Genomic DNA, 11,491 nt, shown 5'->3' on the forward strand with positions numbered 1-11,491 from the left:
GTATGCTTTCCCGCACAGCACCGCTCGACAGCCACACCCTCCCCAACCGACTGCGTTGCTCGCTTCACTGCGCTACTCGTCCCTCGCACGTACCTCGCGGTCGAGGTCGCTTGCGACCTCGACCGCGAGGGTGCGCGCCACCGCAACGCTCGCTTTACTCCCGGCGCGGCGGTTGCTGTCCATCGTCGCCGACCATCCCCTCGTCGGTGATGCGGAACTGGGTGGTGTCGCCGGCGGGTTTCGCGCGGTGTTTCTCCAACGTGGCGCGGCGGTTGCCGCCGCGGAAGCGGTCGATGCGGAGGATTGCGCCGGACCAGTGATTCAGTGTGTGGCCGCCCAGCGCGGTCGACCGGTCGCTGTCGGGGTCGGTGAAGACCTGATTCGTGAAGACGACGGCGAGGTCGTGTTTGCGGGCCAGCGAGAGGAGGTGGGTAATCTGTCGGGCGACGTCACGCAAGGCCGCACCGCCGTCGTCGTCGTCGCGCTGGAGGCGGTAGAAGCCGGTGGCACTGTCGAGGACGACGAGTTCGATTTCGGCGGCGAACTCGGCGGCGTCTTGCACGGCTTCGGCTTGCTCGTCGTAGTCGAAGACTTCCGAGACGATGAGGCGGCCCGCGAGGTCGTCGACCGTCTGGTTCGTCCCAGCGGCGCGGCCGCTGGCGATCTGGCGCATGCGGTCGGCCGAGAGCCCTTCGGTGTCGATGTAGAGGGCGGCGTCGCCCTGCGCGGCGACTTCGATGGCCGCCGAGAGGGCGAGGTTCGTCTTGCCGGCCGCTGGCGGGCCGTACACCTGCGTGACGGCTCCGCGCTCCAGTCCGCCGCCCAGCAACTCGTCGAGCGGGTCACAGCCGGTCGAGACGTGGTCGCTCACGGCAACGGGTTGGACGTGTCCGGATAAAAACGCTCGCACCTGCTCGTCTCACGAGGGGGAGAGATATCTCTCGATTGCCCGCTCGATGGCGTCCGAGTCGTCCAAATCTGCGAGCGCGAACCGGAAGTCGACCCGCCGCGGGCGGTGGAGACTGATGGCGTCGGCGGTTCGGGTGTAGCCGCCGAAGTCGTCCCATCGGAACAGCCGTCGTGCGACCGGCATTCGCTGTTCGATGCCGACCGCCGAGACGAGATACGTTCGTCTCTCACCCGACGAGGCGAAGACGAGACCGAGCGGGAACAGTATCTGCGAGGCGGTCTGGAGCCAAATCCTGTTCGTGGCTATTCCAGCGATGAACCCGGCGGCGGTCACGGCGAGGAGAACACCGGCGACGAGGTGGACACGTCGCCGCGCACGCTTGGGCCACCCGGCGGTGAACTCGCAGTCGGGTTCGACACCCGCCGTGAGCGCGATGGTGTGTCTGGTTCGAGCCATCACACCGAGAACGAACCCGAACAACACGGCGAACAGACCGAAGAAGAACGCGAGGAAGCCGGCGACACCGGTCGCAGCGATCGAGGCGAATCCTGCGACGACGTAGACCGCAGGCGCGAGTGCGGGAAGCCATCGCAGCCGAGAGCCGCCGAGACGGACATCGACGCCCTCCACTCTTGCCGTCGCCAACCAGCCGAGACCGGTAACGACGGTTAGCGTCCCGATGACGACGCCGTAGAGGACGCCCGAACCCGACACTCCGGCGCGGACAGCGGCGAACACGGCCAGCGGTGCAGCGAGCAACGCGAGGTAGATTCCCGTGACGACGCCGAACAGCGGGTCCGAGTCACTTGAACCCGTGTCGTCGCTGGAGGAGGGCGGGGGCATGGGGCTTGTTTCGCCGCCGGCGTACAAAAGGATACCCAGAACCCACGCGGTGAGAAACCTATCTGACCGGTCGGAGCCAGCAATCGTAAGTGGTCGCCCGGTGAAGTTTCGACCGTGATAGTCGTCGCGACGGCAGATTTCGAAGTGTACCACGGCGTGGTCACGGAGCTACGGGACCGCGGCGTCGACTTTACGACTATCGAACCCGGCGACGAGTGGCCCGATGACACCGACGTGGCGGTCATCGCGGCCGGCGAAACGGTCGAGATTCCCGACGGCGTCGATCTCGTGCAAGCCGACCCCGAGCGCCCGCGACGAGCGGTCGAGGCGGCCATCGCGGCGCTACGAGGCGAGACTGGTCGCACTATCATCGGTATCGACCCCGGTGAACGCCCCGGCGTGGCCGTCATGCACGGCGAGATGGTCGTCGCCGCGTTTCAGGTGCCGGCCGCCGACGCCGTCGAGGTCGTCCATCGCGAGGTCGAAGACGCCGTCAATCCGGTGGTCCGCATTGGCGACGGTGCGCGACTCGTCGGGTCGCGCCTCATCGACGACATCGTCGATGTCCCGGTCGAACTGGTGGATGAGACGGGGACGACGCCGTACCTCGGCAGCGGCGCGCGCGGCATGGGTGACGTGCTGGCCGCGGTCAACATCGCCCGACTAGAGGGCGAGGCGATAACGAGCCGTGACGTGGAACCGACGGCGGGAGAACTCCAGCGCATCAAAGACCGCTCACGGGAGGTCAGCGACACTAACCGGGCCATCGACGCGGAGCTGGCCCGCGACGTGGCTGAGGGCACCCTCACCATCGAGGAGGCGTTGGCCGAACACCGTGGCGACGCGGAGAGCGAGAGCGACGGCGGAGAAGACGAGAACGCAGCCGACACTGATTCGACGACCGGTTAGTCCCGGACAGTTCGCTCGGCACGGCGGATGACCGCACGAACCGGGAGATCAGTGGCGTCGGCGACGGCCGCCGCGTCGTCGAACTCCGCGCTCACGTCGTATATCTCGCCGTCTTCGTCGCTGGCTAGCTTCACAGTGACCTCGTACTGCTCGCCGTCGATTGCGAGTGTGACCGTCTCGAACGCTCGCTCGGCGACCCACCGGTGGCCGGCTCCGTGCTCTCTAACGCCGAGGGTGCCAGTCTCCTCGGCGAGTCGGCGGGCGACGCGCTCGGCGTCCTCGGGCTTGCAGATGACTTTCACGAGGTGGCCGGGTCGGGATTTCTTCATCGTCGCCGGGAGCACCGAGACGTCGCGGGCACCAACGGTCGACAGCGACCGCTGGAGGTCACCGAGCAGTTCCGGCGAGGCGTCGTCGAGATTCGTCTCCAGGACGGTGATGTCGTCCCGGCGGAGTCGCCCCTCGCCCTCGCCGACCATCGCGCGGAGGACGTTGGGTCGCCCCTCGAAGGAGCGGCCACCAGCGCCGTAGCCCGACGCGTCGAGCGAGAGCGACGGGAGCGACTCGACGCCCGCTGCGACGTGAGCGAGGATGGCCGCACCCGTCGGGGTCAGTAGTTCCGCATCGACGGGGCCGCCCCGCAGCGCCCAGTCCGCTCGTTCGGCAATCTCGACCACGGCGGGCGTCGGCACGGGGTAGATCCCGTGGCTCATCTCGACGGTGCCGCCGCCAGCCGAAAGCGGCGTTGTCACGACCCGCTCGACATCAAGGTCATCGAGCAACAGGGCCGCCCCGACGATGTCGGCGATGGCGTCGTCGGCTCCAACCTCGTGAAAGTGCGTCTCGTCCAGCTCGGTGCCGTGGACCGATGCCTCGGCTTCGCCGAGAATCTCGAAGGTGGCCAGCGCATCCGCTTCGACGCGGCTGTCGAGACCCATCTCCTCGACGATATCGACGACTTCGGCGTAGCTACGGTTCGGGCCGTGACCCTCCGCGTGTGGGTGATCGTGCTCGTCGTGAGCGTGGTCGTGTTCGTCGCCGTGCGAGTGAGAATGGCCGTGTTCGTGACTGTGCGTGTGACTGCCCTCGTCGTGGTGGTGTTCGGCGTGCTGTTCGCGGTCGTCGGTCAGGAGCACCTCGACGCGAGTGGCACTAATGCCGCTTTGGTCTCTCTCGGAGACAGCGTATTCGATATCGAGCGCGTCCTCGACGGGGGAGAGGACGGCAGGGTCGGCACCGGCGGCGAGCAACGCGCCGAGGAGCATATCGCCGGCGGCACCCATCCGGCCGTCGAAGGCGAGCGTTCGCATAGTCGAACGTCTCGCTCGGCGGGTAAAAGCCTACTACAACAAGCCGTATCAGGCGCGCCGGACGATGTGAACGTCGTAGGCGTCCTCGTCGTCGAGTTCCTCGATGGGCACGACCACGTCCTCGGTATCGGCGCTGCCGAGGAAGACGACGCTCGCGTTGACATCGCGGGCCACCTTTCGGATGGTTTCGGAGAGTTCGTTCGCGGAGTAGGCGCTGACGTCCTCGTAGCGGAGTTCGGCGTCGTCGGTCGCCTCCTCGATCTTGCGCCGGAGGTCGCTGGCGGCCGTCTCCGCCGCGAAGTCCTCGTGTGGGTCCACCTGTCGACGGCGCTGGGCGTAGTCGGACCCCGTCGGGATGAGACTGACGGCGACGACTTCGTGGTCGAGGGCAGCGGCGTACTCGACCGCGCGTTCGAGCGCGGCCTCGGCGAGCGACGATCCGTCGAACGGGACGAGAAATACCATATCGGCGCTATCGGAGCCAGCCTTATCAAACGCGGCGATGGCGGCAGGCATCGGTGGGAATCCGAGTGTGATCGAACCCGCCGCTAATCAGCGAGATACCGTCGCCGTTGTGCGCTGACTGACGTGTGGTAGCAGTTCACATAAAAAGGCGTCGCTGCCGTCTCCTGCCCGCCGGTAGCATAAAGCATATCTCCCGGGCTACCCGAGTTCTCTGTAGCCTCACTCTACTATGAACGAAGTGCAACTGGAAGTGGCGAAGGCGTACCCGAACGACTCGGGACGCGGAATCGCCCGCCTCGACCCCGACACGTTGCTCCATCTCAAGCTCTCGCCCGGCGACATCATCGAGATAGAGGGGAGCGACACGACGGCCGCCAAAGTGTGGCGCGCCGACCGACAGGACTGGAACACGGACACGGTGCGCATCGACGGCTTCACGCGGCAGAACGCCGACGTGGGTATCGGTGAGCGCGTCGAGATCCGGAAGGCCGAAGCCGAGAAGGCCGACAAACTCGTCCTCGCACCGCCCGAGGAAGCGTCGGTGCAGTTCGGCTCCGACGCCGCCGGCATGGTCAAACGGCAGATTCTGAAACGGCCGGTCGTCGAACGCGACATTGTTCCCGTGATGTCCTCGACGAACCACCCCTTCATGCGCTCGCCGGGACAGGCCATCCCACTCATCGCCGTCGAGACGGAGCCCGAAGGCGTCTGTCTCATCACCGAAGACACCGAAGTCGAGCTGCGAGAAGAGCCGATTTCGGGCTTCGAGAAGACCGGCGGCGGCATCACCTACGAGGACATCGGCGGCCTGCAAAACGAGATTCAGCGGGTCCGCGAGATGGTCGAACTGCCGATGAAACACCCCCAGATATTCAAGAAACTCGGCATCGAGCCGCCACAGGGGGTCTTGCTCCACGGGCCGCCGGGCACGGGGAAGACCCTGCTCGCGAAGGCCGTCGCCAACGAAACCTCCGCCAGTTTCTTCTCTATCGCCGGGCCGGAGATCATCTCGAAGTACTACGGTGAATCGGAACAACAGCTACGCGAGATATTCGAGGACGCGAGCGAGGAGTCGCCCGCCATCATCTTCATCGACGAACTCGACTCCATCGCGCCGAAACGCGAGGACGTTACCGGCGAGGTCGAGCGCCGGGTCGTCGCCCAGTTGCTCACGATGATGGACGGCCTCGAATCGCGGGGTCAGGTCATCGTCATCGCCGCCACCAACCGCGTCGATTCGGTGGACCCGGCACTTCGCCGCCCGGGCCGCTTCGACCGCGAAATCGAAATCGGCGTCCCCGACGAGGTGGGCCGCGAAGAGATTCTCCAGATCCACACCCGCGGGATGCCCCTCTCAGACGACGTCAACCTCGCCAAGATGGCGACCGACACCCACGGCTTCGTCGGTGCCGACATCGAGAGTCTGACGAAGGAGGCAGCGATGAAGGCGCTGCGTCGATACCTCCCGGAAATCGACTTAGACGAGGAGGACATCCCGCCGAGCCTCATCGACCGCATGATAATCAAGCGCGAGGACTTCAAGGGCGCGCTCAACGAGGTGAGCCCAAGCGCCATGCGGGAGGTCCTTGTGGAACTGCCGAAGGTGTCCTGGGACAGCGTCGGCGGTCTCGACCCGGCCAAAGAGCAGGTCCAGGAGGCCGTCGAGTGGCCGATGAACTCCCCGGAGAAGTTCGAGCGCATGGGCGTGACGCCACCGTCCGGAGTCTTGCTATACGGCCCGCCCGGCACCGGCAAGACGCTGATGGCGAAGGCCGTCGCCAACGAGACGGACGCCAACTTCATCTCGGTGCGGGGGCCGCAACTGCTCAGCAAGTGGGTCGGCGAGTCCGAAAAAGCCATCCGCCAGACGTTCCGCAAAGCCCGACAGGTGGCCCCGACGGTCATCTTCTTCGACGAACTCGATTCGTTGGCTCCGGGCCGGGGCGGCGACATGGGGTCGAACGTCTCCGAACGCGTCGTCAACCAACTGTTGACCGAACTCGACGGCCTCGAAGAGATGGAGGACGTGATGGTCATCGGCGCGACTAACCGCCCGGACATGATCGACCCGGCGCTCATCCGCTCCGGTCGCTTCGACCGCCTCGTCATGATCGGCGAACCCGACGTCGACGGCCGCGAGCAGATTCTGCGGATTCACACCGACGACACGCCGCTGGCTCCGGACGTGAGCCTGCGCGAACTGGCCGAGCGCACCGGCGGGTTCGTCGGCTCCGACCTCGAATCCATCGCGCGTGAGGCGGCCATCGAGGCCCTCAGGGAGGACGACGACGCCGAAGAAGTCGACATGCGCCACTTCCGCCAGGCGATGGACAACGTCCGTCCGACTATCACGGACGACATCCGCGACTACTACGAGCAGATGCAAGAGGAGTTCAAGGGCGGGTCCAGTCCGCAGCGCCAGCCCGGTGGCAGCGGCCGCATCGGCTTCCAATGAACCTGTTACTTCGTCGGGTTCGCGCCTGACGGCGCGAACCCGACTCGCAAACCGTTCATGAAAAAGGCCGGCGGCTCGCTGCGCGTCGCCGCCGGTGAACCGCCTCGTTTCACTCGGCGGATGCTTAGACGCTTACTCCGTCGACAGTCTCTCACCTGCTACCGAATCGCTCTCTTTCCGTCGTCCCCACGACCGAGGACGACGCCGACGACGACCAGCGGCGATCCGAGGACGAGCGCCCCGACAGCGGAGAGGCCGAGGAACAGGTAGATGAGCATCCCGTTGCCGACGGCCGGCGAGAACAGCGAGGCGGTCGGCAACAGCGCGAGGACGACGCTCGCGACGATCGTCACCACGGCGAGGCGACGGCGGTCCGCTCCGAGCGCGTATCCGGTCGGGAACAGAGCGAACAGCGAGACGAGGGCGGGGAGGCTGGTGAGGAAGGCGAGCGTGAGACCGTTCTGGTTCAGGAGGCGCGCCGCAATGAGCGTGAATCCTGCCGCGGAGACGACGCCGAGGACGCCGAGTCCGACCATCATGGGGTACGAGAGATGCTCTCGGACGGCTGGTCGGGAGAGCGCGAGGCCAAAGAGGGCGAAGGTGATGCCGACGCCGACGACCGGGGCAGCGCTCCCGCCCAGAATCGAGACGCCGCCCGCTGCGAGCGACAGGGCTGTCACCAGTCCGCCGACGACGGCCAACGCGGGTCCGGCGCGGTCACCGTAGTCGCTCACGTCGGGGTCGAGCCACGAGAGGCCGCCGCCGAGCGCCGAGACGAGTAGCCCGAACACCGCCGCGGGGAGGGCGAGCTGGACGGCGGCGTTTAGGAAGAAGACGGGGCCGACGAGCGACCCGACGGCGAGGAGGCTCGTTACGGGGCCGAACGCGCTGTCCCGCGGGACGAACGTGACGAACCCGCCGCGGTCCAGCGACGTGAGCGTCATCCGCGTCCCGTCCTCGGAGACACTCGCGCCGGGTACCGTCCATCCGACGCGCATCCCGTCGGGGGCGACGACGGTGAGGCGGTCCGCGCCAAGCCCGGCGAGGTTGCGGTAGCCGTACGACTCGGTGAACTCGCCGGAGCGGAGCGTTCCGCCGGCAGCCGATTCGGCGAAGCCGGCTTCGCGGTAGCGGAGCGTGACGACGCCGTCGGCCGAGACGTTCGCGCCGAGGAACTCGGCGTCCCACATCGCCCGGTCACCGATACTCCGCAGCAGGCTCTCGTTGGTTCGGAGACGTTCACCGTCGCCCGTGAGGTGGTTCTGCACGACCCACGTCGCGGTTCCGTTCTCGTGAACCGCGATCGTCGCCGTGCTTCGCTCGACCGTCAGCGAGACGTCTTGGTACTCGGCCGTCTCCTCGAAGGTGTCGCCACAAGCGTCACAGAGCGGTCGTGGCGGCGGCGCGGCGCTTGCGGGGACAGCGACGGCCAGCAGCGACCCGACGACGAGACAACAGAGGAGGCGGCGGCAGAGACCAGCGGGTGCCATATTCGTGCGAACTCTTGCCACCGACATATAAACGAGGATGGCTCAAACGGCCATTGAAGCGTCGCTCGCCGTGCAGCGGAGCGAGCGAAAAAACCGGCGGTAGTCGAGAGACGCCCTTACAGCTCGCCGAGTTTCCGGAGCAACTGCCCGCGGTATTCCTCGTCGGCCTGGACGCCCTTCAGTTCGAGGACGTTGCGTTCGAGTTTGTCCAGCGCGACGTTGAAGGCCGTCTCGGCCCCGTATCCTTCACCGGAACCAGCGGCCTGCCCTTTGTTGGTCCGGAGGCGAATCTGACACTGGATGAGCGGCGTGCCACGGAGTTTCTCCTTGTGTTCGTGGAACCGGACGTGAGCGTGTTTGACCTGCATCGCCTGGTACTTGTCGACGACCTCTCCGATGTCCGTGCGGATGGTCTCCCGGGAGATGGTATCGAGGAGTTTGATGTTGGTTATCTGAACGTCCATGTGGTCCTCCTCGGTGTAGGTCAGCGCCCGGAGCACGTCCGTCTTGGTGACGATGCCGATGACGTGACCGTCGTCGTCCTCGTCGGTCACGACCAGCCCGGCGAAGTCGTTTTCGAGCATCCGAGAGACGGCGTCCTCCACGGAGTCGGCCAGTTTCGCCGTCTCGACGGGACTGTTCATGACGTCGTAGACCGGCAGGTCCAGCACGCGTTCGATCTCGCCGGAGCGGTCGCCCCGGGTTGCCTTGTTCATGTCCCGAACCACCACGTCGACGATGTCGTGACGCGTGACCATCCCGGTCAGCGAGTCGGTGTCGTCGAGCACGGGAAGTCGGGAGATGCCGTGCTTCCGGAGGAGATTGACGACCTGGCCGACGTTGGTGTCCTCGGTAACGGTGATGACGTCGTCGGTGTATATCTGTTCGATGGTCAGTGCATCGAGATTTTCGAGTACCGCTTCGAGGATGTCGTCCTCGGTGACGATGCCCCAGAGTTCCTCGCCCTGAAACACCGGTGCGATTTTGGTGCCGCCCTCGACTAGCACCCGTGCGACCTCGCGCACGTCGTCGGTTCGCCCGACTTTCGGTGCCGAACTGGTCATCGCCCCCGCCTTCGCGTCGTCCTCGACGTGGGACTGGACCAACTGCTTCTGCGTGATGACGCCCGCGTACGCACCGTCCTCGGTGACGATGATGCCTTTCGGGTTCTCCCGCTCGAAGATCGAACGGACCTTCCCGAGGCGCTTGTTGGCGTCGACCTCGACAAACTCTCTGGTGGCGATGTCAGCAATATCCATCGTGCTTCACGTCCTGAGATTCTACGTGTAGGGTTATCAAGCTTGGTTTAGTTCCCGAATTTCGAGAGCCGGGCTAAACTTTTACACCGCCGGGCCGTCTGTCAGATATGCTTCCTGACATTGGTGTGTTCGGTCCATACACGTACCTCGTGACAGAGGTGGTGTTCGGGACTGTCGCACTGGGGTTGCTCTGGCGAGCCGACGCACTTCGCTCCGCCGCCCGAACGATCGCCGTCCTCTACCCCGTCGCATATGTCTGGGACTGGTATACGCTGAAAGTCGGCGTCTTCGCCATCAAATTACGAACCGGCGTCGACTTCTTGGGCATCCCTATCGAGGAGCACATCTTCATCGTGGTGGTCCCCGCGTTCGTGCTGGGCATCCACGAAATCCTGCGAAACCGTGACTGAGTGAAATTGTTGCATGGCCGATACTGGATTTACCGAGTGTTAATCAGACGTGGTGCCGTCACAACGATGGAAAGCACGCTCTGAGGAATCACCCGACAGCGGGCGGCTATTAGGAATATATATCGTCCCGAGATGTGCATACACTCCCCACAGAACCTATATGTAGTCTCGACTGTATGATCTAAATCAGACATGACCGAGGATACTCCCACGCCGCGAATCGAACTATACGTCCGCTCGCTCCTCCCCGACGGTGCCCACGAACGACAGGAAGCCGTCATCGACCAGCTCGACCGCCTCGAACGCGAGGACGAAATTGCCGGGTACAACGTCGTGGTCTGGGGCAAGCAGGTCGCCACGGAGTCCGCCGCGGCCAATACTGAAGAAGGAAAGTACATCCTCAATCGCGTCGCCGAGTTCAAACAGTGGGCGCTCTCGAACAACGTCTCGCTGGAGTCGTTCTACCAGAACAGCGAGGTCGACTCGGAGGTCACCGACGACGCCTACGACACGATGGTCCTGCCGGTCATGGGTCTCGCAGAGTACCACGAGGGTGAACTCGCGCACGTCGCTCCGTGTACGAAAGGTGATGTCGTCCACACTATCATGGACCGACTGGAACGGCTCGAAGAAGGCGAACCGTCCGCGCTCGAACAGACCGCGACGGATGTCAGTATCGTCTGAGAAGTCCAGAGCAGGTCGGTAGTTCGCTGACCTCGGTCGGCGAGAACCGGACACAGCGACGACCGCGAACGGTTTATGCGTCCGCTCTGAGTGCTTCGGCGTACGACCCGACGGTTTCTGCGTCTTCGAGGTTGTCCAACACAGTATCAGCGTCGACGGCCAGTTCGTACGCCGGGCGGCCCTTGCCGGTCGCCGACTCGGTGCGGTCCTTCGCGAGGACGTCTTCCTCGGCCAGCGCCCGCAGCGCCGAGATGACCTCCTGCCGCTCGACGCCGCCGAACGGTTCCCGGTCCACGTCGTCGAGACGGTCACGCGCCGTCTCCGCGACATCGTAGGAGTGGGCTGGCGTCTCCCCCTTCACCGACAGTTCTACCACCGACAGTAAGACGAACTGTTCGAACGGCCGCGCCGACTGCAGAGTCTCCTCCATAGTTCCAGGTCGTGCGGCCAGAGTAAGAAATTTCTGGAACCTGTCGTTTCCGGGACTGCTCTCGTCTGAAACGTCTCCGAGAAGACGTTTCAAATAGCCACCTGCGTCACAGACCCAGTGTTCGGAGTCGAGCGTTAAGAGAGAATCCGCGTATGGGTTCGGGCGGATTTGAACCGCCGGCCTCCTCCATGTCAAGGAGGTGTCATAACCGACCTAGACCACGAACCCTCGCTGCCTCGTGCAACTCATTCTTACCGGGGGGTATAATTGAAGGTTTCGAATTCGAACCCGCACGGCGTCTGTTGATTCGCCACACGGACGTGCCG

The 11,491-nt window shown here is 64.9% G+C and carries 11 protein-coding genes and 1 tRNA gene; 4 read left to right on the forward strand and 8 right to left on the reverse strand.

Features of this window, described 5'->3' with window-relative positions; genetic code table 11:
• Positions 1 to 154 precede the first annotated feature (154 nt).
• Both radB and E4S61_RS12970 read right to left on the reverse strand, forming a co-directional pair.
• On the reverse strand, positions 155 to 871 hold the full coding sequence (gene radB, locus E4S61_RS12965) for a DNA repair and recombination protein RadB (RefSeq protein WP_135304350.1): 717 nt from the start codon (positions 869 to 871) through the stop codon (positions 155 to 157).
• A gap of 48 nt (positions 872 to 919) precedes the next feature.
• Complete coding sequence (locus E4S61_RS12970; RefSeq protein WP_135304351.1) at positions 920 to 1,753, reverse strand: hypothetical protein; 834 nt, start codon at positions 1,751 to 1,753, stop codon at positions 920 to 922.
• 114 nt (positions 1,754 to 1,867) lie between these two features.
• Between E4S61_RS12970 and E4S61_RS12975 the strand changes: the two genes are divergently transcribed.
• Positions 1,868 to 2,662, forward strand: a complete 795-nt coding sequence (locus E4S61_RS12975) for a hypothetical protein (protein WP_135304352.1) — start codon at positions 1,868 to 1,870, stop codon at positions 2,660 to 2,662.
• Here E4S61_RS12975 and larC read toward each other — a convergent pair.
• Both larC and E4S61_RS12985 read right to left on the reverse strand, forming a co-directional pair.
• Entirely contained in the window at positions 2,659 to 3,972 is a 1,314-nt protein-coding gene (gene larC, locus E4S61_RS12980) for a nickel pincer cofactor biosynthesis protein LarC (protein WP_135304353.1), read from the reverse strand. The genes E4S61_RS12975 and larC overlap by 4 nt on opposite strands.
• 48 nt (positions 3,973 to 4,020) lie before the next feature.
• A complete protein-coding gene (locus E4S61_RS12985) occupies positions 4,021 to 4,437 on the reverse strand; it encodes a universal stress protein (protein WP_135304354.1) in 417 nt (138 codons plus the stop codon).
• Between the two features lie 229 nt (positions 4,438 to 4,666).
• Here E4S61_RS12985 and E4S61_RS12990 point away from each other — a divergent pair, with 229 nt between their 5' ends.
• Positions 4,667 to 6,892 carry a CDC48 family AAA ATPase gene (locus tag E4S61_RS12990; RefSeq protein WP_135304355.1) on the forward strand — a complete coding sequence of 742 codons (2,226 nt, stop codon included), beginning with the start codon at positions 4,667 to 4,669 and terminating at the stop codon, positions 6,890 to 6,892.
• Positions 6,893 to 7,050: 158 nt separating this feature from the next.
• Here E4S61_RS12990 and E4S61_RS12995 read toward each other — a convergent pair whose 3' ends face one another.
• Together E4S61_RS12995 and E4S61_RS13000 are read right to left on the reverse strand one after the other, a co-directional pair.
• Positions 7,051 to 8,382, reverse strand: a complete 1,332-nt coding sequence (locus E4S61_RS12995) for a hypothetical protein (protein WP_135304356.1) — start codon at positions 8,380 to 8,382, stop codon at positions 7,051 to 7,053.
• A gap of 116 nt (positions 8,383 to 8,498) precedes the next feature.
• Positions 8,499 to 9,641, reverse strand: coding sequence for a CBS domain-containing protein (locus tag E4S61_RS13000; protein WP_135304357.1), 1,143 nt, complete (start codon positions 9,639 to 9,641; stop codon positions 8,499 to 8,501).
• Between the two features lie 107 nt (positions 9,642 to 9,748).
• Between E4S61_RS13000 and E4S61_RS13005 the strand changes: the two genes are divergently transcribed.
• The gene (locus tag E4S61_RS13005) at positions 9,749 to 10,051 is read left to right on the forward strand and encodes a lycopene cyclase domain-containing protein (RefSeq protein WP_135304358.1); all 303 of its coding nucleotides are present in this window, start codon (positions 9,749 to 9,751) and stop codon (positions 10,049 to 10,051) included.
• A 192-nt stretch (positions 10,052 to 10,243) separates the two neighbouring features.
• A complete protein-coding gene (locus E4S61_RS13010) occupies positions 10,244 to 10,735 on the forward strand; it encodes an HTH domain-containing protein (RefSeq protein WP_135304359.1) in 492 nt (163 codons plus the stop codon).
• Between the two features lie 73 nt (positions 10,736 to 10,808).
• Here the strand turns inward: E4S61_RS13010 and E4S61_RS13015 are convergent, their stop codons facing one another.
• Positions 10,809 to 11,165, reverse strand: coding sequence for a hypothetical protein (locus tag E4S61_RS13015; RefSeq protein WP_135304360.1), 357 nt, complete (start codon positions 11,163 to 11,165; stop codon positions 10,809 to 10,811).
• Positions 11,166 to 11,318: 153 nt separating this feature from the next.
• Positions 11,319 to 11,393: transfer RNA gene (locus E4S61_RS13020), tRNA-Val, on the reverse strand.
• Positions 11,394 to 11,491 lie beyond the last annotated feature (98 nt).

This window comes from Haloarcula amylovorans (assembly GCF_004681185.1).
Classification (GTDB): domain Archaea; phylum Halobacteriota; class Halobacteria; order Halobacteriales; family Haloarculaceae; genus Haloarcula; species Haloarcula amylovorans.

Coding starts and splice junctions, on each gene's coding strand:
- E4S61_RS13000 (WP_135304357.1), bottom strand. CDS start 9,641: ATGGATATTGCTGACATCGCCACCAGAGAGTTTGTCGAGGTCGACGCC.
- E4S61_RS12990 (WP_135304355.1), top strand. CDS start 4,667: ATGAACGAAGTGCAACTGGAAGTGGCGAAGGCGTACCCGAACGACTCG.
- E4S61_RS13010 (WP_135304359.1), top strand. CDS start 10,244: ATGACCGAGGATACTCCCACGCCGCGAATCGAACTATACGTCCGCTCG.
- E4S61_RS12995 (WP_135304356.1), bottom strand. CDS start 8,382: ATGGCACCCGCTGGTCTCTGCCGCCGCCTCCTCTGTTGTCTCGTCGTC.
- E4S61_RS13005 (WP_135304358.1), top strand. CDS start 9,749: ATGCTTCCTGACATTGGTGTGTTCGGTCCATACACGTACCTCGTGACA.
- E4S61_RS13015 (WP_135304360.1), bottom strand. CDS start 11,165: ATGGAGGAGACTCTGCAGTCGGCGCGGCCGTTCGAACAGTTCGTCTTA.
- larC (WP_135304353.1), bottom strand. CDS start 3,972: ATGCGAACGCTCGCCTTCGACGGCCGGATGGGTGCCGCCGGCGATATG.
- E4S61_RS12985 (WP_135304354.1), bottom strand. CDS start 4,437: ATGGTATTTCTCGTCCCGTTCGACGGATCGTCGCTCGCCGAGGCCGCG.
- E4S61_RS12970 (WP_135304351.1), bottom strand. CDS start 1,753: ATGCCCCCGCCCTCCTCCAGCGACGACACGGGTTCAAGTGACTCGGAC.